We start from the raw sequence: 22,791 nt of genomic DNA, 5'->3' as shown, positions 1-22,791 counted from the left end.
TCGGCGAGGATTTTAGTCCATTTGGAATTGGGTGTTAGCGCCCCTTGAACAAACTTCCCAAGATGCCGCGCACGATGCGCCGGCCCGTTGTCCCCTTTAGTTCCTTGATCACGACACTGGCAATCGCACCGCCAAAGCTTTCGCTTGGCTTTGCCTCGCGTTTAGACGAGGAGCGCGCGACGCCTTTGCCGGCATAGCGGCGGGCGGCGTTGAATTCGCGCAAGACCGGAGTGGCTTCTTCGGCCTCTTCCTCGGCTTTGGCGGCAGCTTTGGCAGCGTCATCCGCGCGTTTGGTGAGGATTTCAAAGGCGGATTCACGATCAAGGCGCGTGTTGTATTTATCCGCCATAGCGCTTTGGGCCATCAATACCGCCCGGGTACCCGCATCAATCGGCCCCAGTTGCGACGACGGCGGGCGGATCAATGTCCGCTCGACGATGCCGGGCACGCCCTTTTTCTGCAGCATAGAGGTCACGGCCTCGCCCACGCCGACCTCGCGGATGGCTTCTTCGGTCTCGAAGCGGGGGTTGTCGCGATAGGTTTGCGCGGCCATGCGCAGTTCCTTGCGGTCTTTGGCGGTAAAGGCGCGCAGCGCGTGCTGGATACGGTTGCCAAGCTGGCCCAGGATGTCTTCGGGCACGTCGGCGGGGTTTTGCGTGATGAAATAGACCCCGACCCCCTTGGAGCGGATCAGCCGTGCGACCTGTTCAACCTTGTCGACCAACGCCTTGGGCGCGTCGTCAAACAGCAGATGCGCCTCGTCAAAGAAAAACACCAGTTTCGGTTTGTCGGGATCGCCCACCTCGGGCAGTTCTTCGAACAGCTCGGACAGCAACCACAACAGGAATGTCGCGTAGAGTTTGGGCGAGCTCATCAGTTTGTCAGCGGCGAGGATGTTGATGAAACCGCGGCCATCCTTATCGGTGCGCATCAGGTCGGACAGTTCCAGCGCCGGTTCACCAAACAAGTCAGCCGCCCCTTGGTTTTCCAATACCAGCAAGCGCCGCTGGATCGCGCCCACGGACGCCGCCGACACATTGCCATAGCGCAGGGCAAGGGTTGAGGCGTTTTCACCTACCCACACGAGCAGGGCCTGAAGGTCTTTCAGGTCCAGAAGCGGCATGCCTTCTTCGTCGGCCACGCGAAAGGCGATGTTCAAGATGCCCTCTTGCGCCTCGCTTAGGCCCAAGAGCTGACCCAGCAGCAACGGGCCCATTTCCGATACGGTGGTGCGCACGGGGTGACCTTGTTCGCCAAACATATCCCAAAAAGTGACAGGGAAGGAGCCGTAGGAAAAATCGTTAAACCCGATTGTTTCGGCGCGTGACATGAAAGGGCCATGCAGTTTGTGCCCCTCTGACCCTGCGACGGCGAGGCCGGATAAATCACCTTTGACGTCGGACAGGAACACCGGCACGCCTTGGGCTGAAAACCCTTCGGCCAGAATTTGCAGCGTCACGGTTTTACCTGTGCCCGTCGCCCCTGCAATTAGGCCGTGGCGGTTGGCATAACCAATGTTGAGAAACTGCTGCGTGGCATAGTCTGCGCCGCCGCCGCCGATAAAGATATCATTTGTCACGTATTCATCATCCTTTTGGGTCCTGCCGCAGCAAGCAAAGTGCCGCACAAGCATACAAACTTAACCTTTCGGCACCATAGTGAAATTGTTCCGGATCTACATGTCCTTTTGGTCCGTGAACACTTCCTCCCTGTCAGACTGGCCGTGCCTTCGGGTACGGCCCTTTTTTAAACGGTTAAGTTATCGGCACGCTTGCAGATTTCCTATTGACCGCATTGATCTGCTTTCGTAACCTTTCCGGAATAAGTCGGCCCAGTCCGACGGGGAGAATGAAGAACAGGGAAAAGGGCGCTTGCGTCCTTTTTTCTTTTTCTGCCCCCTATATCCAAATCATCAGCAAAAAACTGCCGGAGCGGTAGAAAAACTAGGTGCATCTTGCCTGACATCCGTTCATTGCCGTGGTAAATGGCGATAAAGTTAATTGATTTGGAATGAGCATGACCAAGTATTTGAACATCCTTCCCCTGTGTGCGGCCTTGGCGATGACCTTGCCTGCGGCATCCTTTGCACAGACCACCACAACAACAACCGAAAAACCCGTAGCCGCCGCCCCGGCGACAGAAGATGCGCCAGCTGCAACCACGCTGGAATCGCAGCTGAGCATGGGCGACGAGGGCCAAACTGATATCGGCAAACCCTATACCAAAGAGGTTGTCGGTGCTTGGGAAATGCGCTGCATCAAGACCGAAGAAGAAAACGACCCTTGCCAGATGTACCAGTTGATGGACGACGGCCAAGGCGTACCAGTAGCCGAGTTTTCGCTGTTCCGCCTGCCCGGCGACGGCAAAGCCGAAGCGGGTGCAACAATCGTTGTGCCGCTGGAAACCGCCCTGCCCGCACAGCTGCGCCTGTCGGTCGACGGTGGCAAAGCGCGCCGCTATCCCTTTGCGTTTTGTAACCCAGTTGGCTGCTATGTCCGCATGGGCCTAACCAAGGAAGACATCGCCGCGTTCAAACGTGGCAAAGAGGCGGTGATCACCATCATTCCGGCGTTGGCACCTGATCAAAAAGTCGAACTGGCCCTGTCGTTGGACGGCTTTACCGCAGGCTATGATAAATCTTCGGTTATTGAACAGTAAATCTGGACCGATTTAAGAATGCGAAAGGCCGTCTCGGGATCGAGGCGGCCTTTTTCATGTCAGCTATCAGGCGCAGTCTTAAACCTTGCGTAGGGCGATCACTGCGTTCAGCCCGCCAAAGGCAAAAGCATTGGACAAGACGATAGACACCTTTGCATCACGTGCCTCGTTCGGGACAACATCAAGGGCGCATTCGGGATCAGGTTCCTGATAGCCGATGGTGGGGGCAATCACCCCGTCGCGTAGCGCCATGATACAGGCCAACAGCTCTACAGCGCCGGTACCGCCAATCAGATGGCCATGCATCGACTTGGTCGAGCTGATCATCAACCGGTCCGCATGGGGCCCAAAGACATCTGCCACAGCCGCGCATTCGGTTTTGTCATTCGCCGCCGTGCCTGTGCCGTGGGCGTTGATATATCCCACTTGGTCGGCGTTGATCTGCGCATCTTGCAACGCGCCCTTCATTGCGCGGGCAGCCCCGGCCTTGGACGGGGTCACAATATCGCTGGCATCCGATGTCATGGCAAAGCCAGCAACTTCGCACAGGATATCAGCACCACGGGCGCGGGCGTGCTCATACTCCTCGAACACAAAGATGCCTGCCCCCTCGCCCTGCACCATGCCGTTGCGGTTGGCTGAGAACGGGCGGCAGGCGTCGCGGCTCATGACGCGCAGACCCTCCCATGCTTTGACACCGCCAAAGCACAGCATCGATTCAGACCCGCCGGTGACCATGGCCGGGGCCATACCGGAACGCACCATCGCAAAGGCCTGCGCCATGGCGTGATTGGACGAGGCACAGGCGGTCGAGACAGTGAAAGACGGCCCCTTGAGGTTATGTTCCATGCTGACATGGCTGGCAGCCGCGTTATTCATCAGCTTGGGCACGACAAAGGGGTGAACGCGATTTTTGCCCTCTTCATAGACGGCGCGGTAATTATCATCCCACGTGCTGACACCGCCGCCAGCGGTCCCCAAGACGACCCCGGCTTTCGCGGATAATTCGCCCGAAAAGACAAGCCCCGACTGCGAAATTGCCTGCTCGGCGGCATCCAGGGTGAACTGGGTGAACCGGTCATACAGCGATAGTTGCTGGCGGTTATAGCGTTCGGGGGGCGGGAAATTCTTGACCTGCCCGCCAATCTGGATCGACAACCGTTCAACGTCTCGGAACTCAAGCTTGCCGATCCCGCACCGACCGTTCTGCATGGCCGCCATTGTGTCCGGAACATTCAAGCCTAGTGCGTTGATCGTCCCCGCACCGGTGATAACGACCCGTTTCACTGCCTTATCCCTGCTCGGCTTTCAGCCGCTTGATGCCCGCGACGATGCTTGCAACGCTCGAGATATCAAAGTCCGAGTCCGCGGGTTGGTTCGCGTTGAACGGCACCGAAATATCAAAGACTTCTTCGATCGCAAAGATGCTTTCAACCACGCCCATGCTATCAATGCCCAGATCCTCGAGCGTGCTGTCCATCGTGACATCTGACGGCTCGAGCACGGCCTGTTCTGCAAGAATACGAATGACTTGGTCTTGGATACTCAACGAAACTCTCCTTACACTCCGTCCGTTTTTGCCCCGCGCTAAGCGTCGGACGCAGGTTTGGACAACTCTTTCTTTAACGCGGTGAATTCACGCAACAAACGGGGCAAACGCCGCAGCGCCTTATAGCTTTCGATCTGCTTACCCATCTCGGTTGCGGGATAGCCCAGCATCGATCGGCCCGCAGGCGCGTTCGACATCAGTTTCGTGCCGCCCCCTGCAATCACACCATCACCGATAAAGATGTTGTCGCTGACGCCGCATTGCCCGCCAAGCACCACGTTATTACCGATAGTGACCGAACCCGCGACGCCAACCTGCCCGCACAGCAAGCAATTTTCACCCACCACAACATTATGGCCAAGATGAACCAAATTATCCAACTTGGTACCATCGCCGATCACCGTGTTGCGGATGGTCCCGCTGTCGATGGTACAATTCATTCCACATTCAACATCATTCCCGATGGTCACACTGCCTAGGGTGTGGATACGCGTCCATTGTTGCGCTTTTGTGTCGCCGCGGTCGCCCAGGGTTTTGCGGGTTTGTTCAACCGTGCTGGGTTCAGCCGTCACGAATGAAAACCCGTCCCCGCCGATGCGAACACCCGGTTGCGCGATGAAATCATCGCCGATGGTGACCCTTGCGCCGATGCTCACGTGATCGCGCAGATAGGCGTTGGAGCCCAGAACCGCGTCCTTGCCGATATGACACTGCGGACCAACCACGCTGCCCGCACCGATTTGCGCACCTGCTGCGATAATGGTGAACGGCCCGACAGACACATCCGCGCCCAGCTTGGCCGTGGGGTCAATAATCGCAGACGGGTGAATGCCGGGCTCGAACCCTTGGCCCTGATCCATCATTTTCGTGAGCCCCGACATGGCATAGCGCGGACGGTCCGGCAGGATCGCAGCCTTTAGCCCAAGCGCCTGCCAATCAGCATCAGGCCACAGCATCGCCGCGACAGCAGCCCCTTCGGCCAGACTGGCGGCGTATTTGGGGCTCATTGCGAGGGCCAGATCACCCGGACCTGCCTGCGCAGGTTCGGCCAGTTTTTCGACGGTCAAAGACGTGTCACCAACGGCTGTCGCCCCCAGTGATGCGGCAATTTCTTGAATAGTGTGGCGCATGGTTTAATCCCCTTGTCGGGGATGAATTAACCCTGAACAGCGCCCATTGCTACCCCTGCCTTGCTTAGCGCATCCCAGATCTTGGCGTCACGACCATAGATGTCAGCGCGGTACTGGGTGTGGCCACGCGGTGTGGTAAAGGCGGTTCGGTAGATCAAATGAACCGGCAATTCGACATCCAGATGCACAAAGGTTTCGCGATGCGTGGCCAACTGAGCCTTGAAAAACTGCACCGGATCAGCCTCCTGCCGCGCCAAAAGCGCATATGCGAAATCAAACGGGTCTTGCAAACGCACACAGCCGTGGCTGAACGCCCGCACATCGCGCGCGAACAGGCCCTTGGACGGCGTATCATGCAGGTAGATGTTGTGTTTGTTCGGGAAAATGAACTTTACCAGCCCTAGCGCATTCCGCGTTCCCGGTTTTTGACGCATCCCAAAGGGGAAATTGCGCGCGTTATATTGGCTGAAATCAACAGAATCCCGGCTGATCACCCGCCCACGCCCGTCAATCAGATCGATATGGCCCGCCGCACTTGCGTTGCTCTTCATCGAGGGCAGGTATTCCTTGGTCACGATGGACCGGGGCACCGTCCAAGTGGGGTTAACCACGATATATTCCATGGTGTCGGAAAACTCGGGCGTATAGCGCCCCGGCTCCTTGGCCCCCACAACCGCGCGGGTTTCAAAGGTTACGCGGCCATCATCCACAATGGCGGCAGTGAATGCTGGGATGTTAACCAGCACATGGCGCGCGCCGCGTTCCTTGTTCAACCAGCGTTCACGCTCCATCGCGACAATCACGGATTTCAGCCGTGTCTCAACGCTTTTGTTGATCTCGGACATGGTGCCGTTGCCAGCCACACCGTCGGTATTCAAACCGTGATCTTGTTGAAACTCGCGAACCGCGTGCTCCATCAGCGCGTCATAGGTCATCGAATTGGACCGCTTGAGGTATCCCATCGCGATCATCCGATTGCGCAATGCGACAACCGCATTTCCCTGCGCGCCGGGTTTCAGCGATGTCACAGGCACAACAGCGCCCCAACCTCCCTTCGACAGCAGCTTTTCCATCTCGAGCTTTTCACGCATCAGCGCGTTATATTCCAAGGTCCGCGGCCGCAGGTTACGCAAAAACAGCATCGGATCGGATTTGGTAAAATCGGTCATATACCCTTGGCGGTCGCGATACGGCACCTCGCGGACGATGGCGCTGTCGATACGGGAGGGAACCACAACGCCGGTTTGCAGATCACGGGCATATTGCAAAAACACTTTGGTCATTTCGACGTCGACAAGGCCACGGTCACGGGGGGTTCTGGCGTTTTTCAACGTTTCCATCAGGCCGACGGGGTCATAGCGCGCCGTTGGCAGACCATGTGTATCCGCGGTCGATATCGCAACCATCAGCGCTGCGCGGCGGTCGCGTTGGGTGTCAGACCCGTCGGTCCAGACCGGCGCATAGTCGTGTGTGCGGTAATAGGCGGCAATATCCGCGTCATTCGATGCGGCTTCGGCAACGGCCTGTTTAAAGGCAATCGATTGCGCGACGACAGGCGTGGGCCCCGCCAAAACTGCAATGCCGACGGCGGCAGCAGTGAAAAATGCGGTCAATCTGCCCGTGGCACCTGACGTGCTACCTAGAAATTTAATCATCAAGTCCCCCAAAGACCTAAAACACGACTGGCCTCATAACGCCTGCAACCATCTGATTTTGTCCAATAACATTACGTGTGAGGGCCGCATATTGTTCAGCGCTGATGTGTTTCAGCATCGCCGCTGTTGCAAAAATGAACACACGCCAAGTGTTTGCGCAACTATTCGCCTAAATTTGTTGATACATGGAACCTTTCCAATTCAGCGCTTGGTAAAAGAATCGCTCTATGACATATAGAAGTTGCATCTGGGGATAGTTGAGATCTTGCATGTAACATCATGAAAGATCGGGTTTAGTACGGGACGTTAGACGCATGACTGGTAATAATTCTTCGGGTTTATCCCGCCGCGCCTTATTGGGCGCATTTGCAGCGACAGCAGTAACAGCAGCCCCCACATTCGCAAATGCAGCAGGTTTTCTGCGCGGTGCTGGCGATATTCGCCGCATCAAGATGTATTCTGGCCGCACCGGTGAACGGCTCGACATGATCTATTGGATCGAAGGCGACTATATCAAAGACGCCGTAAAGGAAGTGAACCATTTTATGCGCGACTGGCGGACCAATGGTGTAAAATCCATGGATCTGCGCACCATCGATATCATGGCCGCCTCGCATAACCTTTTGGACGTAAGCGAACCCTACATGCTGTTGTCCGGCTACCGCAGCCCGCAAACAAACGCGATGTTGCGGTCGCGGTCGCGTGGCGTTGCGAAAAACTCGCTTCATATGCGGGGTCAGGCGGCAGATTTGCGTTTGGCATCACGTTCCGTCAACCAGATGGCCAAGGCTGCTATCGCATGTCATGGCGGCGGCGTTGGCAAATATTCGGGTTCAAATTTCGTGCACATGGATTGTGGCGTGGTCCGCAGCTGGGGCGGCTAAGCCCCCTCTCGATCATCCCGATATGAACAAAGCGCCAACAGGCGCTTTTTCCTTTTCAGCCACACAGATCAAACGGCCAAACATTTGTCAGCCGCGCGAAACTAACCCCCGCTGGGCGGAAACCATGCAAGCGTTATCATTGCCAAAGCAATATAGCGCGCCGCCTTGCCAACCGTGACAATCGCAACGAATGACCAAAGCGGTTCGCGCAACACCCCGGCCATGATCGTCAGCGCATCCCCCACAACCGGAAACCAGCTTACCAGCAGCGACCAGCGCCCATAGCGGTGATACCAGATTTCTGCACGGGCCAGTTGCGCGTCGTTGGCAGGAAACCAGCGTTTATGTTTTAGCTGCAAGGCAACCCGCCCCAGGACCCAGTTCACCACCGACCCCAAAACATTGCCCGCCGTGGCAACCAAAAGCAAAATCACCAGCGTGTGCTGATTTCCCAGCATCAACGCGACCAGCAACGCCTCGGACTGCATCGGCAGAAAGGTTGCGGCGATGAACGCTGCTGAAAACAGGCCAAAATACCCGATCATCGAAATTTAACTTCGCTGGTTAAGACGGGACGTACCCTTTGCAAATAAACGGGTTCAATCTTGCACCCGACGCGGTCAGGCCAAAGCCGGAAAACCGCTTCATGGCCAACAAAAAGGGTAATGGCGGATCGACAGGGATTCGAACCCTGGAGACGGTCTCCCGCCTACACACTTTCCAGGCGTGCGCCTTCGACCACTCGGCCACCGATCCATTAGGGCGGTGTTTAGCGTGAGGTACGGTCTGGGCGCAAGGGGTAAATCACGTCAATTTCAACAACAGTGTTAACCATCCAAATGTACGTAAATACGACGATTTTGGCGGCCTTTCTTTTCGATCTTCCCCAGCACCAGCGCGCCCACCTCGCCGCTGCGCGCCACATGGGTGCCACCGCAGGGCTGCAGGTCGATCCAGCTTGCGCCATCCCCGATCTCGACCAGGCGCACCTTGTCCGCGCCTTTGGGCGGCTTGACCGCCATCGTCTTGACCAGCTCAGGGGCAGCTGCCAGTTCTTCTTGGGTGATCCAATGGGTTGTGACGCGCAAATCGGCCTCAACAAAATCGTTTAGTATCGCCTCGATGGCGTCGCGATCGTCCGGCGCATCTGGCATATCAAAATCCAACCGGCCATGACGCGCCGAGATTTGCCCGCCCGTTACCCCGAATGGCACCGCAACCGACAATAGATGCAACATGGTATGCACCCGCATGTGTTTGTGGCGCCGGTCCCAATCCAACACCTGCATCACATGGGTGCCCACATCAGGCAGGTGCGACGGCTCTGCCGGAACAAGGGCAATCGCATCGCCCTGCCCCTTGACCGTGGTGGCAATCGGCAGCCGCTTGCCGTCCCATATCAGCCAACCGCTGTCGCCGGGCTGACCGCCGCCGGTGGGGTAAAAGATCGACTTGTCCAGCACGACGCCCCCCTCTTCGGTGATGGCAGTCACACGGCCCGGCGCTTCGCGTTGATACGCGTCGTCCAGATAAAGCGGTTGCGTCATGTGTCAGACCCGCCTTTAAGCACCTCGGGATTACGAAGCCAGACATCGCGCTGCGCAAAGGGCACTTCGATATTTTCTTCGGCAAAGCGTTTGGCGATGGCGTGGTTGATATCGCTTTTGACGCTCATCATCCAGTTTATGTCCCGCAGGAAAGCGCGGATTTCAAACTCCAACGCATCCGCGCCGAAATTCAGGAACAGAACATTCGGGGCTGGATTGGCCAAAACCATCGGCTGATCCTCTGCAATTTCGCGCAAGATCGACTCGACCCGTTTTGTATCGGTCCCGTACGCCACCCCAATCGAAATGATCACACGGCCCACGGTATTTCCGCGGGTATAGTTGGTTACCGTGCCGCTGACCAAATCGGCGTTCGGCACGATCACATCTGTCCGGTCAAAGGTTTCGATCCGGGTCGAGCGCACGGAAATATCGCGCACATAGCCGGATTTACCGCCAACCTCGATCCAGTCGCCTTCGGAAATCGGGCGTTCAATCAACAAAATGATCCCCGAGACGAAATTGCTGACGATATTCTGCAAGCCAAAACCGATACCGACCGACAGCGCCCCCGCAACAATCGCAAGCGAGCTAAGATCAATGCCAGCCCCGGTAATCGCCGCCAATGCTGCCAGAAAAATACCGACATAGCCCAAGCCCGATAGCAGCGCATTCTGCCCGCCAATATCGATCTGCGTCTTGGGCAATACGTTTATACGCAACGTGCTTTGCAACAGCCGCGTGATCACATAGCCGAGCGAGAAAATGATCGTAAAGGTCAGCAGGATCGTTGGCGAAATACGCGTTTCGCCGACCAAGAACCCGTTAGAGAACGTCGCCCATAGTTCGCTCAGATCGGTAAGCCGCGCGCCCCAGACAAGCGCCAGAACTGGCGTGGCAAGCATCAAAAGGATCATGCCGAAAAACACCGGCATCAAGGCATCGCGGGCGGAAATGCCCTGTCCTGTGATCGCGCCGTACACATCCGCCGCAAAACGTTGCAGCGCCATGACCAGCCCTAAAATCACCAAAGTCGTTACATATGGCCGCAAAATCGCGTCTGCCAGATCCTGATACCCGAAGGCAAACAGCAATGGTGCCGCGATGCCAATTGCCATTGCCCCCATGCCAAAGCTGCGCACCACACGTGCAAGCGTCGAGCTGCGCGGTCCCTCATCAGGGTCTTGGACCTCTTCCTCGGCATCGTGATACCCGCGCAGAATTTGGCCAATCCGGAACAGCGCAAAACTAATCAACACCGCAAAGGGAAACGCCACAACGGCGCTGGTTGCAGCGCTTGGCAGTTCGAACTCTAGGATCTGGATGGTAATGATCGACACGATCATCACGACGGTAATACCGTTTACATAGAAACGCGCTTGGCGGCGATGCTCTTGATCCAGAAGCAGCAACGCCTCTTCGTCGTCGCGCGAAAATACCCGTTCCGACACCCACCTAAAGCCGAAAACAACCAGGCCCATGATCGGCAAGAGACGGATGATTTCGGTGCCGCGCACGCCAAGATACCCGCTTTGACGTGCCGCAGTGGCAAGCAGGAACAGACCGCATAAAGGTAGAATGATCCGCAGCAACGACACGACAAACCGCCAGATGCCGATGCCCCGCGCTTGATGCCTGCGCAGCCCTGTCACCATCATCACCGCCCAGCGACGGCCACGCAAAAGCAGCAAAAGCCCAGCCAGCGTCGCAAAGAACACAAAGGGCAGATTTTCACGCAATGCCGCAAGTTTCTGCGCGCTGTTTACGGTGCCGCGCTCGATCAGCATGCCGTCAAACGCATCCATCAGATCGTGCAGCGCGGGGACCCAATTTTCCGGGTTCAACGGGCTGGGCGTCGTCGTCAGCAGCTTTTCTGCCTGCCGGGTCCGCAGGATCAGATCGATCTCCCGCACCAGCCCATCGGCATGCAGATACTCGCGCTCGGCGATTTGAACAGGTGCCAACAGCGCGTTGAGCTGCTGGTTAAGATCGGCGCGGGTCTGCGCCAAGGCTGGTGCCTCGGGTTCGGCGTTCTCGCCTTCTGGCGGATCGCCAAGTGCTGCAATCTGTTCGCGCAGCGTGGCAATACGGGTGGCGTTGGCGTTGCGTTCCGTATCGAACACCGCGCGAAAATCCACAATGCGCGCCCGCAAGGTTTCAAGAACCGTGTCACTGGTCGTCGCGTCGTCCACAACCGTCTCGGCGCGGGTGGCAACATTGTCCCACCGGTCAATGGCTTGAACAGGTTCGTCTTGGGCGAACACCGCCCCGACCATAAGCCACAGCGCCAGACAAAGTCCGGTGAAAAGCGCGCGCGACAACTGGGTCATTGGTCCTCAAAAACGCCGGGGATGGATTGTGGCGCACGGTCCAGCCACCCTGGAACAGGCAAGCCTTTTTCACGAAGGAATTCGGGGTTGAACAGCTTGGACTGATAGCGTGTCCCGAAATCACACAGGATAGTCACGATGGTGTGGCCCGGTCCCATGTCGCGCGCCAAACGGATGGCACCGGCGACATTGACACCCGACGACGCACCAAGGCACAGCCCCTCGTGTTGCAACAGGTCAAACACGATCGGCAGCGCCTCGCTGTCGTGGATGTTATAGCTAAAATCGGGCGTGAACCCTTCGAGGTTTTTGGTGATCCGTACCTGCCCGATGCCTTCGGCAATGGACCCGCCTTCGGCCACCAGTTCGCCGGTGGTGTAATAGCTGTGCAACGCCGCGCCATCAGGGTCAGCCAATGCGATTTTCACGCCTTTTGGCTGCAACGCCATGCCGATGCCCGCCAACGTACCACCCGACCCGACAGAACAGCAGAACCCGTCAACCTTGCCGCCGGTCTGATCCCAAATCTCGGGGCCGGTGGTTTCGATATGCGCCTGACGGTTGGCCACATTGTCAAACTGGTTTGCCCAAATCACCCCTTCGTTGGTCGAGCGGGCCAGTTCAGCCGCAAGCCGTTCGGAATAGCGCACAAAGTTGTTGGGATTGCGGTACGGGGCTGCTGGCACCTGTACCAGTTCCGCGCCCGCCAGACGCAACATGTCTTTCTTTTCCTGGCTTTGGGTTTCGGGGATAACGATCACCGTTTTAAAGCCCATAGAGGCCCCGACCAGCGCCAGACCGATGCCGGTATTGCCCGCTGTCCCCTCGACAATCGTGCCACCGGGTTTCAGCGTGCCTTTTTCGATGGCATCGCGAATGATAAACAACGCCGCACGGTCCTTGACCGATTGGCCGGGGTTCATGAATTCGGCCTTACCATAGATATCACACCCGGTTTCTTCGCTTGCCTTGCGCAGACGGATAAGGGGTGTGTTGCCAATGGCTTGCGCCAGATCAGATGCGACGTGCATGGGGTGCTCCTAATTCAAGTTATATTAGGTGTAGCCTTGGGTGGGACCAACCTCAAGCGGTCGCGATGACGTGCGAGCCAATATGCGGCCATCACAAGCGGTGCATTGGCGGCTTGTTGCGTGTCTACCATCGCCATCAAATCGTCAAAAGACATCAAATGCGACCGGATATCTTCGTCTTCCGTATCCAGACCGCCCACACCGGTGGCTTTGTCCGGCAGATCGGCAAGCCCCACGTAGATATAGAAAAATTCGGTGCTGTCGCCCGGCGACGCATAGACTTCGGCCACGGGTTCCAGCGATTGCAGGGTAATCCCTGCCTCTTCGGCGGCTTCGCGGTGCGCGGCCTGTTGCGGGGTTTCGCCGGGATCAACACGGCCAGCAATGGGTTCGAACTGCCAAACCGACCGATCCCCCCGTGCGATGGCGCCCATGCGCACCTGTTCCACCACCATCACGCGGTCGCGTAGCGGATCATAAGGCAACACCAGCGCCGCATCAGACGCCACGAAAACCGCGCGTTCAAGCACCCCCGACATGGTCCCATCAAACCGTTCGTGCCGCAGTTGGTATTCGTTCAGCGCAAAGTAATTGGTATAAGCGCGGTCAATCCGTTGCACATCAATTGCGCCGTGCAATGTCCCTGCCCCATGTTTCGACTGCGCGGCATTCACCATGGCGGCGGCGCGCGTGCGGATCATCGGGAACATCTTGGCCACCTGCTCCACGGTATATTTGCCGAAATAATCCATCACCTCGCGCGCGGCAAAGCAGCTTAGCGCGGCCCAATCATTTTCCCATTCGGCCAAATCCCAAGGATCACCCGTTGTCCAAACACCTGGTGCCGGGAAATAGACTTGCGCGCTCTGGCCGCCCGCCAATGTCACATCACGCAGGTCATAGGCGAAACTACCCTCGTAAAAGTCCAGCCGCGCAATATCGGTATCGCTCAACCCTTCGACCAGCAGCCCGTTTGTGACGGCCCCTGCCCGCGTTACCACGCAAGGGAACGGCCCTTCGGCAACGGCGAGGGCGGCGTGGTCCTGCAGATATTCGGGCGTGAATTCGATGTCACGCGCGGCACGGCCCAATACGATCTCAAGCAAGGGAACATGCCTAAGGGTGCCGTAAAAGAACAGGTTTTTCATTGTGTTAGGGCCATTTTCTGTCGGCATAGTTAACCACAAGGCTGCTCAGCACGCCCCCGACAACCAATGCAACACCAACCGGCACCGTGGCAAACAGCAGAAAATATTCGGCACTGATCGAAAAGATCGCCACGACGGCGTCGCCGAATCCGCGATACTGCTGTTTCATCGACAAATCGATCATGCGGATCACCCCAATGGCAGCCAGCCCCCAAAACGCCAGCACCGCGGCCCCCGTTAGCCCATTGGCAACAGCGCGGCCCACACCACCGCCAGCACGCGGTGCCATGGAAATCCAGCCAACCAGCGCGCCAACGGCCATGTTAACGGGCACCAAATACGGGAAATCCGAAAGCTCGGGCACCAGCGGCGTGATCATCACGGCCAAAACCAACCCTAAAATAGCCAAACATGTGGCTGCCACTAATTTGGCACCTGTAGGCATCGACTGCTCCTTGGATCACCTGCGCGCCTTTAAACAGGACGCTTCACGGTGATTTGTGTCACATCACAATTGCCACTGTCAAAGGTAGAAGCGCAGGACGTAAGATAGAAATTCCACATCCGTTTGAACCGCTCATCAAACCCCATGGCCGCGATGTCATCCCATTTTTCGTTGAACCGCTGGTGCCAACGGCGCAGGGTCAGATCATAGCTTTTGCCAAATTCAATCGATTTCTCAACCGCAAGTCCGGCCTTTTCCACCTGCTCGCGCAGCACCGTCGGGCTGGGCAGCATACCACCGGGGAAAATGTATTTCTGAATGAAATCGACCCCGCGTTTATAGACCTTCCAACGGCGGTCCTGCACGGTGATAATCTGCAAGGTCGCAAATTTCCCCGGCTTCAGACGGTCGCGCAATGTGTTGAAATAGGCCGGCCAGTATTTCTCGCCTACCGCCTCGAACATCTCGATGCTGGCGATGCCATCATAAATACCGCGCTCATCACGGTAGTCCTGCAGTTTGATATCAACCAAATCGGAAAGATCAGCCTTTTCAATGCGTTCTTTCGCATAGTTAAACTGCTCGGTGCTGATTGTCAGGCATGTCACCTTAAGCCCGCGTGTTTTGGCCGCATATTCCGCAAAACCGCCCCAGCCACATCCGATCTCAAGCACATGATCGCCGGGCACGACCCCCATTTGGTCAACCATCGACGCATATTTTGCTGTCTGGGCCGCCTCCAGCGATTGTTGCGCGCCGTCCTCAAACAGGGCGCTGGAATAGGTCATCGTGTCATCCAGCCACAGCTTGTAGAAATCATTGCCCAGATCATAGTGATAGCTGATGTTCTTGCGGGCCTGCTTTTTACTGTTGCTTTGCAGCCAGAACCGCAGGGATTCAAACCTGCGCACAAGCCCCATCCCCGGAAATGAATCGTAGATATCCTCGTTCCCATGGGCGACATCCATGAACGCTTGCAAATCCGGCGTGCTCCACCACTCGTCCAGATAAGCGTCGCTAAAGCCCAGATCGCCTTCGCGGATCAGCCGCCCGAACAGATCGGCATTGTGAATTTGAATCTCGGCCACGGGCATCGGGTTCGCGCCTTTGGCACGGAACCTGCGCCCGTCCGGCAGGACAAAGTCGATCTGCCCGTGATGCATCTGTTGAGCCATCGCAAAAACACGGGAGAAATATCGGGGAAGGGACGTTTGCCCTTCTGTACTGGTTAATATCATGTCGGATCCCTGTACGTGGGGTAAGAGCCGCGTTGAGGTTTATACACCCAAACCCGATTATCACCCATCAAAAATTTCTGTTCTTATAGACGTCAAGCGCCCGCTGACGGCCCTCGGCCAATGCGATGATCCGGTCGGGATATTCATCGTCGGGCGACATATTCCAACGCTTTGGGACCGCGTCGAAATAGGCCAACGCATCTTGGTGCGGCTTGGCGCGCCCTTCGGCGATCCATCGGCTGGTGTAATCGCGGTTCTTGTCGAATTTATCCAGCTGCGTCGCCGGGTTGAACACCCGGAAATAAGGCGTGGCATCAGGCCCCGACCCCGCCGCCCATTGCCAGCCCATCGCATTGCTGGCCGGGTCCCAATCGATCAGGCAGTCCTCGAACCACTTTTGACCGACGCGCCAATGACACAGCAGATGTTTGGTCAAATAACTGGCCACAATCATGCGTCCGCGGTTGTGCATGCGGCCGGTCACGTACAGCTCTCGCATGGCCGCATCGACAAATGGCTCTCCCGTGCGTCCCTGCTTCCACGCCTTGACCTCGGCGCGCCGCTCGTCCTCGTTCCACGGAAAGGCCGACCATTCCTCGCGCCAGTTCCGATCCAGAATGCGTGGGCTGTGGTGCATCAGATGATAGGCAAACTCGCGCCAGACCAACTCCTTGAGGAACGTTTCCGCGCCTTGTTTGCCCTCATGCATGGCGCGTTGCCCCGCGTGCCAACATTGGTGCGGGCTGATTTCGCCAAGCGACAGGTTTTCAGACAGGTTCGATGTGCCATCCACCCCCGGTAGATCGCGGTTTGCTTTATACTCGGCCACACCATGCGCCATGAACGCCCCCAGACGCGATTGCGCTGATTTTTCACCCAGTTGAACAAAGGGCCGGATCACATCCGCACCGCGCCGCATGGCAGCGCCCATATTCCAACGCTCCAGATCATCGCTGTCCGGCCATTGCGCAGGCGCTGTCAGCGTTGAAGGTGCCGCAAGCGGCGCATCGACACCGGTATTTTTAACCGAATTCCAAAACGGGGTGTACACCATGTAATACCCGCCCGTCTTGGTCTGGACGGTCCAGGGTTCAAACATCAAATGCCCGCCAAAAGACCGCGCATCGACGCCTGCATTTTTCAATGCGTCCTTAATCCGGCTGTCCCGCGCCGTTGTTTCCGGATCATACAGCCGCGACCAATAGACCGCCCCTGCCCCGGTTTGCCGGATCAGGTCCTGCAACACCTCAAGCGCATCGCCGTTGCGCAGAACAAGCTGGCTGGATTTCTCGCGCAACGCTTGCGCGAAACACCCAATTCCCAGCCCCAACCGCCATTTCGGCGCGGCGGCCAGGGCATCAACCAAGCTGTCATTGATGAAAACGGGGATGACCGGCCTGCCCGTTTGCGCCGCCGCAGACAAAGCAGGATGATCGGTTAACCGCAGGTCACGGCGAAACCACACAAGGATCGGAGATGTATCAGACAAGGTTAACCTTCTTCATAGGATACGAAGAAACATAGCCCGAATGACCCGCTTTCAAGACCAAAAAGATCTCGTCGCGGGTCGGTAGCAAAAGCACCTTAGTTTATCGCCGCTATCGCAAGTGAAACCCCCTGTCGGCGGATGAAAAATAAGGCCGCCCAATGCTCGCGCGGCCTTATTTCATGTATCTTAGCCGTTTACGTCCACGACAACGCGGCCCCGAACCTGACCGTTCAGGATGTCCTTACCCAACTGCGGCAAATCGCCAAGCGTCGCAGGCACGACCATGTCCTCAAGCTTTGCCATCGGCAGGTCTTTTGCCACCCGCTCCCATGCGCGCAACCGGTTGTCATAGGGCTGCATCACGGAATCGATCCCCAACAGGTTCACCCCGCGCAAAAGGAACGGAACAACCGTCGCAGGCAGGGCAGCGCCCCCGGCCAAACCAACAGCCGCAACCGAAGCACCGTATTTCATCTGCCCCAAGACCCGCGCCAGCATTGCGCCGCCCACGGCATCGATACATCCAGCCCAGGTTTCCCCTTCAAGCGGCCGCTTAACGGTCTCGTTGATCTCTTCGCGTGCAACAATCTGGCTGGCCCCAAGCGTCTTAAGGTAATCCGCCGTCTCGGGCCGCCCCGTCACAGCCGCAACTTCGTGGCCCAACGCCGCCAAAATCGCCACCGCAACCGACCCGACACCGCCTGCGGCCCCCGTGACCAGCACAGGACCATGGCCGGTCTTCAACCCGTGATCCTCCAACGCCATCACCGCCAGCATTGCGGTAAATCCGGCGGTCCCCACGGCCATCGCCTGACGGGTATCCAGCCCCTTGGGCAAGGGCACCAACCAATCGGCCCGCACCCGCGCCTTTTGCGAATATCCGCCCCAATGGGCCTCGCCGACACGCCAACCAGTCAAAACAACCTTGTCACCGGGCTTATAGCGGTCATCATCAGACGCCTCGACCGTGCCCGCAAAATCAATGCCCGGAATATGCGGGTATTTCCGGACCAATCCGCCACCCGGTCCGATGCACAAACCATCCTTGTAATTCACCGTCGAATACTCGACCGCGACGGTCACATCACCCGCTGGCAACTGGTCCAGATCGATCTGCGTCACCGCCGCAGAGGTCTTGCCGCTCTCTTCGTCCTTGGTCACCATCAATGCATCAAACATAATCTCTCCTATCCGGGTCACGCTTCGCCACCCTTTTCATTTTGCCAATAAACTCCGGGGAGCCCGAGGGGCTGGCCCCTCGGTCCCCAACTCTCATCCCGGCACTTACGCCCAGAAATTTTCGCGGACCACGGCATCGCGCAGACCTGTTGTCGTGCGGACTTGCACCTCGCAGCCGTCATCCCAATGGGTCATCCGCACCATGCCAATGGCCACATTGGTCTTGAAATCAGGCGAATACGCAGCCGAGGTGACTTGCCCGACCGTCTTGCCCTTCACCTCGATATCCCACGCCCGATCGCACGGCGGCACTGCATCGCCCGCGATATCAATCGCGCGAACCTGTTTGGTGGGGCCTTCCTTGGCCACCCGCAACAGCGCATCACGACCAATACAGCCAATCGCCGTTTGCGTGTCACAAAACCGGCCCAAGCCGCATTCGTGGGGCGTATTGTCGTCAGTCATGTCATTGCCATAACTCAGCAATCCGCCCTCAACACGCTCGATCCCGTTGGGACAGCCCGCGCGCACATCCAGATCGCGCCCGGCCTCCATCAGCGCATTCCAAAGCGGCATACCCTTGTCTTCACCATCGACGTAAATCTCGAACCCGCCCTGTTTCGAATAACCCGACCGCGCGATGGCCATCGAACGGCCCTCGAAATCGAACATGCCAAAGCGGAAGAACCGGATGTCGCGCACCGCGTCGCCAAAGACCCGTGCCAGCAGATCATCCGCTTTGGGCCCTTGGATCGCCAGCGGGCTGATGTCGGGTTCGTCGATCAACACATCCAGCCGGTAGCCGTTGGCGATTCCCTTGACCCATAGCATCAGATCACTGTCTGCAATGGAAATCCACCAGCGGTCCTCGGCCAGTTTCACCGCCACCGGATCGTTCAACATCCCGCCGGTTTCATCGACGATCGGCACATAAAAGCACCGCCCCGGCAGCATCCCGCGCAGATCGCGCGGCGTCAGCATCTGCATCAGCTTTGCCGCATCCGGCCCGCGCAATTCGACCTGCCGCTCGCAGGCCACATCCCAGACCTGCACCGCCTCTTTCAAGTGGTGGTAATCTTCCTGCACACTTTCGAAAACCGTGGGCAAAAGCATGTGGTTATAGACCGTATAGGCCTTGACCCCCGCCGCTTCGACACCTTCGGAAAACATCGTGCGCCTGATCCGGCGCGACGGGGAAATGAGGGCCATTTATGCGGTCTCCGGCAAAAAGGCGATGTCCGTGACAGGTGCGCTTTGACCTGCGGCCGTCAGCATCGCATGGATTTGACCCCGGTGATGGGTCTGGTGATTGAACAATTGCAATACGCCCTGCCCCTTGGGCAAGTTATAGGCCGCACCGCCCCCCGCAGGGACACAATGCAGATCGCCCAGCAAATCCAGCTCGCGTAGACTGTGTGCCCAATGGCTGATTTTCCCGTCCAGTCGCTGCCGATCCGCTGCCCAATCCCGCGCGTCCTTGTGCAGCATGGGCCATTTATCAAAGCTCTCGAACGGTGGCTCGATTGACGGATCAAACCGCGACAACCACAACATGTCAGCAGCCAAGATATGGTTTGCCGTGCTCAGGATCGATCCAAAGAACGCCCCTCGATCTTTGGTCAAATCCGCCGGAGGCATATCCAGAAATAGCGGTATCAGTTGATCATTTTGCCAACTGTTATAGCGCGCCATAATCCGTGCATAGCCCACGTTGATCATGGGTTGGGGCCTTGCCACTCAATCGGGCAAATCTCGGCTGATTTGCCGCCAAAATCCCAAACCCGGCCGTAATCACGCACTTTGGATTTCAACCCGCGTGCCGCGATAATATCCGGCCCCATCCAGTATTTCGAATTCGAGATCATCACCGGATGATCCGGCGATTTCCCCGCGATCATTTCTATCTCGCCGGCGATTTTGCGGCCGATCTGGATCGACCGTTTATTGCCATCACGGATGATTTTCACGGGCGCACGTTCGGCCCCGATGATCTCGGACACCAGCATTGTGAACAGGCCTGTGGTACCGCCCGCCGCGCCGGAAAAGATTTGCAAAAGACCGTTATAGGCTTTGCCACTGGCATTTTCATCGACGTAGGCCGCAACCTTCCAGTTGCCTTCGCCCATGCGGCCCGGGATATCGACCAGCAGGCCCACGTTCAGCCCCGACAGGTCTTCGCCTTCGTAATGACCCTCGTCGATGGCGATGGCCATCCACGCGTGGCAATGCCCCTCGGTCGGAGGATGCGCACCAAGGCTGACCACGCAGGGGCAGAACATTTCGCACGAGCAATTGAGGAACAATTCGCCCTTGATCTGCCAGCTTGTCGGGGTTGCCTCGCGGCGTTTCGGGTTGGGCATGCGCTGGTCGATCCGCTGACTGATCGGCAGACGGTCTGCGTCGGCTCTTTTGTTGGTCGCCATCTTATCCTCCTGAATACAAGGGCCAAGCCGCCACGGCGCATGCGCCAAGGATCAGCAAAACACCCATCGGTTTTATCACTTTATGCCCGATTTGCGGTAATTTTTCGAGCACCATAAACAGCGTCGCCAGCCCCATCCAAGCCAGGTTCATCACGCCGCCCGCAAAGCCAAGCGCCATGAAACCCCAGCAACAGGCCACACAAAACGCGCCAAGCCCCAGCCCCATGCGCAAACCACCGGCACAGCCCGCGCGCCAATGGCCGATAAAATACATCATTGGGGAATGGCACACGCCGTGGCAGATTTCCTTGGCGCGGGTGAATTGAAACACCCCCACTGCCAGCAACAATCCGGCAGCAAACCAGCGTGATTTCGCGATGCCCAGCATGTCGATCACCCCGCCATACAGCAGCGCCATCTGCGCGGCCGTGATGACAAAGGCAAAGCCGACCCACATGATGAAATAGCCCAATAACACGCCAAACCACCCTGCCCGCGTGCCATTGGCGCTGACCATCAGGTCTTCGTAGCTGCGCAAGGTCGGGATCATCGTGGGCAACATCATCGCGGCCATCATCGCGGCCCACATGACGGCCAAAGGCCCGAAACTGGCCATCGGCATATACATATCCATGCGGGGATCCATGTTGCGCATCATCTGGCCCATGTCATTGGGACGCCCCAGCAGATCCAACCCCATGCCGGTGCTCATGGCGTACATCATCACCCATGCGGCCAAAATCAGGCCGAAAAAGCCAAGCCAAAGGGCCGAACGAATGACGGGTGCCATGTGACGCGATCCTCCCAGACTTGCGCGACTCGGTGCTTGAAAAAGTAATGTCAGACATTTAAAGTTTTTCCAAATATTAAATGTAAGACATATGAAATCCAATCGCGTCCCCTCTGCCGATCTATCGGCCCAGATCGCCGCAAATATCCGCGATGCCATCGTGAGCGGTGCATTGATTGTGGACGAACGGCTGCCCTCCGAGGCGGAGCTATCGCTGAAATTTGAGGTTTCGCGCGCCACGGTGCGCGAGGCGCTAAAGCGGTTGGCCGCGCAATCCCTGATCCGCACGCAGCGTGGGGCCACCGGCGGTGCCTTCGTGAACCGTATCAGCTTTGAGGCGGCACAAGCGCAGCAGATCACCACATCGACGCTGCTTTTGTCGATGAACGACGTGAGCTTCGAGACCGCCTGCGAGGCGCGATATGCCTTGGAACGCGCCTGCGCACCGCTATCTTCGGATCGTCGAAAATCAAACCATATCAATGTGATGCGCGATGAAATTAACGTACAACGTGAAGTTGGTTTGAGCGATGAAGCGTTTTGCGCGTCTGACGTGGCCTTTCACCGTGCACTGGTCGATGGCGCGGGTAATCCGGTGCTGTCCTATCAATTGGCCGGTGCCGTCGAGGCGATGCAGCCCTTGATGAACATGATCACCTTTACGGCACGATCCCGCGACGCGATCATCGCGCTGCACGTCACCATTGCGGATGCGATCGAGGCACAGGACGGAGCCGCCGCCAGCGCCGGGCTCACCGCGCTTGAGGCCGAGACCCAAGCCCTTGCCCGCCGTGTTTTTGCGCAGCGCAGCGGAAATTCAGCCCAAGTTTGATGCGCTATCTTTATCGGCTTTCAGATCAAAGACGCCTTGCAAACCCTGCGCAGCTTCCTATGTTATGACTGTCCTTCGGGACTATGGGTATAAACGCGCATGTAATAAGCGGTTCGGACCCGGGGGCGGTACCCGGCGACTCCACCAATAATCCGTCATTTGCGGATCATGGGGTCGAAACAGGATCGACGAACGTCTAAAGATGTAGCCTTATCTCGGCTGACTGCCACCGTTATCGGCGTAAAATGTACAATTGCAAATGACAATCGTGCTCCAATGGCGATGGCCGCGTAAGCGACCGGAACTATTGAAACTTAAGTCCTTGGGTTTAGCGACCTAAGGCGGGGTTCGCAGGTACCTGGCAACAGAAACCTGCACTTTTCCCCCCACTATATCGGTGAATGATCTGCGGTCTGAGAACGTACCGCGTGGTATTGGCGTCGGTCCAAAAGATGCCTTCGGC

General features: G+C 57.4%; 21 protein-coding genes, 1 tRNA gene and 1 other RNA gene. 4 read left to right on the top strand and 19 right to left on the bottom strand.

Translation table 11 applies throughout. The features are described from left to right. Positions 1-34: 34 nt before the first annotated feature. Positions 35-1,579, bottom strand: coding sequence for a helicase HerA-like domain-containing protein (locus KZZ06_RS02460; RefSeq protein ID WP_219578427.1), 1,545 nt, complete (start codon positions 1,577-1,579; stop codon positions 35-37). 437 nt (positions 1,580-2,016) lie between these two features. Between KZZ06_RS02460 and KZZ06_RS02455 the strand changes: the two genes are divergently transcribed. Further along, a complete protein-coding gene (locus KZZ06_RS02455; RefSeq protein ID WP_219578426.1) occupies positions 2,017-2,658 on the top strand; it encodes an invasion associated locus B family protein in 642 nt (213 codons plus the stop codon). Positions 2,659-2,736: 78 nt separating this feature from the next. Here KZZ06_RS02455 and KZZ06_RS02450 read toward each other — a convergent pair whose 3' ends face one another. From KZZ06_RS02450 to KZZ06_RS02435, 4 genes are read right to left on the bottom strand one after another with little or no spacing between them, the layout of a single operon-like run. Then, positions 2,737-3,945 carry a beta-ketoacyl synthase gene (locus tag KZZ06_RS02450; protein ID WP_219578425.1) on the bottom strand — a complete coding sequence of 403 codons (1,209 nt, stop codon included), beginning with the start codon at positions 3,943-3,945 and terminating at the stop codon, positions 2,737-2,739. 4 nt (positions 3,946-3,949) lie between these two features. Continuing rightward, positions 3,950-4,207, bottom strand: coding sequence for an acyl carrier protein (locus KZZ06_RS02445; protein ID WP_219578424.1), 258 nt, complete (start codon positions 4,205-4,207; stop codon positions 3,950-3,952). Between the two features lie 38 nt (positions 4,208-4,245). Further along, the gene (gene lpxD, locus KZZ06_RS02440) at positions 4,246-5,337 is read right to left on the bottom strand and encodes a UDP-3-O-(3-hydroxymyristoyl)glucosamine N-acyltransferase (protein ID WP_219578423.1); all 1,092 of its coding nucleotides are present in this window, start codon (positions 5,335-5,337) and stop codon (positions 4,246-4,248) included. Positions 5,338-5,363: 26 nt separating this feature from the next. After that, a complete protein-coding gene (locus KZZ06_RS02435; RefSeq protein WP_219578422.1) occupies positions 5,364-6,992 on the bottom strand; it encodes a murein L,D-transpeptidase in 1,629 nt (542 codons plus the stop codon). A gap of 314 nt (positions 6,993-7,306) precedes the next feature. Here KZZ06_RS02435 and KZZ06_RS02430 point away from each other — a divergent pair, with 314 nt between their 5' ends. After that, complete coding sequence (locus KZZ06_RS02430; protein ID WP_219578421.1) at positions 7,307-7,876, top strand: DUF882 domain-containing protein; 570 nt, start codon at positions 7,307-7,309, stop codon at positions 7,874-7,876. 101 nt (positions 7,877-7,977) lie between these two features. On the opposite strand, the gene KZZ06_RS02425 is transcribed toward KZZ06_RS02430, so the two are convergent. From KZZ06_RS02425 to KZZ06_RS02360, 14 genes are all read right to left on the bottom strand, one after another. Then, positions 7,978-8,421: a YqaA family protein gene (locus KZZ06_RS02425; RefSeq protein WP_219578420.1), complete on the bottom strand. Its 444-nt coding sequence runs from the start codon at positions 8,419-8,421 to the stop codon at positions 7,978-7,980. 121 nt (positions 8,422-8,542) lie between these two features. Further along, a tRNA-Ser gene (locus KZZ06_RS02420) sits at positions 8,543-8,632 on the bottom strand. Positions 8,633-8,703: 71 nt separating this feature from the next. Then, complete coding sequence (locus KZZ06_RS02415; RefSeq protein WP_219578419.1) at positions 8,704-9,423, bottom strand: alanyl-tRNA editing protein; 720 nt, start codon at positions 9,421-9,423, stop codon at positions 8,704-8,706. Then, positions 9,420-11,753, bottom strand: a complete 2,334-nt coding sequence (locus KZZ06_RS02410; RefSeq protein ID WP_219578418.1) for a DUF3772 domain-containing protein — start codon at positions 11,751-11,753, stop codon at positions 9,420-9,422. The genes KZZ06_RS02415 and KZZ06_RS02410 overlap by 4 nt, the downstream gene beginning before the upstream one ends. Continuing rightward, positions 11,750-12,784, bottom strand: coding sequence for a cysteine synthase A (locus KZZ06_RS02405; protein ID WP_219578417.1), 1,035 nt, complete (start codon positions 12,782-12,784; stop codon positions 11,750-11,752). Before KZZ06_RS02405 ends, KZZ06_RS02410 begins: the two co-directional genes overlap by 4 nt. Before the next feature lie 14 nt (positions 12,785-12,798). After that, positions 12,799-13,932 carry an NUDIX domain-containing protein gene (locus KZZ06_RS02400; RefSeq protein WP_219578416.1) on the bottom strand — a complete coding sequence of 378 codons (1,134 nt, stop codon included), beginning with the start codon at positions 13,930-13,932 and terminating at the stop codon, positions 12,799-12,801. 4 nt (positions 13,933-13,936) lie between these two features. Further along, complete coding sequence (locus KZZ06_RS02395; RefSeq protein ID WP_219578415.1) at positions 13,937-14,377, bottom strand: TrgA family protein; 441 nt, start codon at positions 14,375-14,377, stop codon at positions 13,937-13,939. A 29-nt stretch (positions 14,378-14,406) separates the two neighbouring features. Beyond that, the gene (locus tag KZZ06_RS02390) at positions 14,407-15,615 is read right to left on the bottom strand and encodes a cyclopropane-fatty-acyl-phospholipid synthase family protein (protein WP_219578414.1); all 1,209 of its coding nucleotides are present in this window, start codon (positions 15,613-15,615) and stop codon (positions 14,407-14,409) included. Between the two features lie 67 nt (positions 15,616-15,682). Next, entirely contained in the window at positions 15,683-17,104 is a 1,422-nt protein-coding gene (locus KZZ06_RS02385) for a deoxyribodipyrimidine photo-lyase (RefSeq protein ID WP_219578413.1), read from the bottom strand. A 186-nt stretch (positions 17,105-17,290) separates the two neighbouring features. Next, positions 17,291-18,283 carry an acryloyl-CoA reductase gene (gene acuI / locus KZZ06_RS02380; protein ID WP_219578412.1) on the bottom strand — a complete coding sequence of 331 codons (993 nt, stop codon included), beginning with the start codon at positions 18,281-18,283 and terminating at the stop codon, positions 17,291-17,293. Positions 18,284-18,388: 105 nt separating this feature from the next. Then, positions 18,389-19,492: a dimethylsulfoniopropionate demethylase gene (locus KZZ06_RS02375; protein WP_219578411.1), complete on the bottom strand. Its 1,104-nt coding sequence runs from the start codon at positions 19,490-19,492 to the stop codon at positions 18,389-18,391. Further along, a complete protein-coding gene (locus KZZ06_RS02370) occupies positions 19,493-20,002 on the bottom strand; it encodes a DinB family protein (protein WP_257884161.1) in 510 nt (169 codons plus the stop codon). Continuing rightward, complete coding sequence (locus KZZ06_RS02365) at positions 19,999-20,706, bottom strand: DUF1326 domain-containing protein (RefSeq protein WP_219578410.1); 708 nt, start codon at positions 20,704-20,706, stop codon at positions 19,999-20,001. The genes KZZ06_RS02370 and KZZ06_RS02365 overlap by 4 nt, the downstream gene beginning before the upstream one ends. A 1-nt stretch (position 20,707) precedes the next feature. Continuing rightward, positions 20,708-21,496 carry a DUF2182 domain-containing protein gene (locus KZZ06_RS02360; protein WP_219578409.1) on the bottom strand — a complete coding sequence of 263 codons (789 nt, stop codon included), beginning with the start codon at positions 21,494-21,496 and terminating at the stop codon, positions 20,708-20,710. Between the two features lie 91 nt (positions 21,497-21,587). Between KZZ06_RS02360 and KZZ06_RS02355 the strand changes: the two genes are divergently transcribed. Together KZZ06_RS02355 and ssrA are read left to right on the top strand one after the other, a co-directional pair. Next, positions 21,588-22,328 carry a FadR/GntR family transcriptional regulator gene (locus tag KZZ06_RS02355; RefSeq protein ID WP_219578408.1) on the top strand — a complete coding sequence of 247 codons (741 nt, stop codon included), beginning with the start codon at positions 21,588-21,590 and terminating at the stop codon, positions 22,326-22,328. 32 nt (positions 22,329-22,360) lie between these two features. Then, positions 22,361-22,707, top strand: a transfer-messenger RNA (tmRNA) gene (ssrA, locus tag KZZ06_RS02350). The last annotated feature ends 84 nt before the right edge of the window (positions 22,708-22,791 follow it).

The organism is Sulfitobacter sp. CW3 (genome assembly GCF_019392245.1).
GTDB lineage: Bacteria > Pseudomonadota > Alphaproteobacteria > Rhodobacterales > Rhodobacteraceae > Sulfitobacter.
The sequence above is the reverse complement of the archived record's forward strand: the minus strand, read 5'-3'. Positions and strand labels throughout refer to the sequence as shown.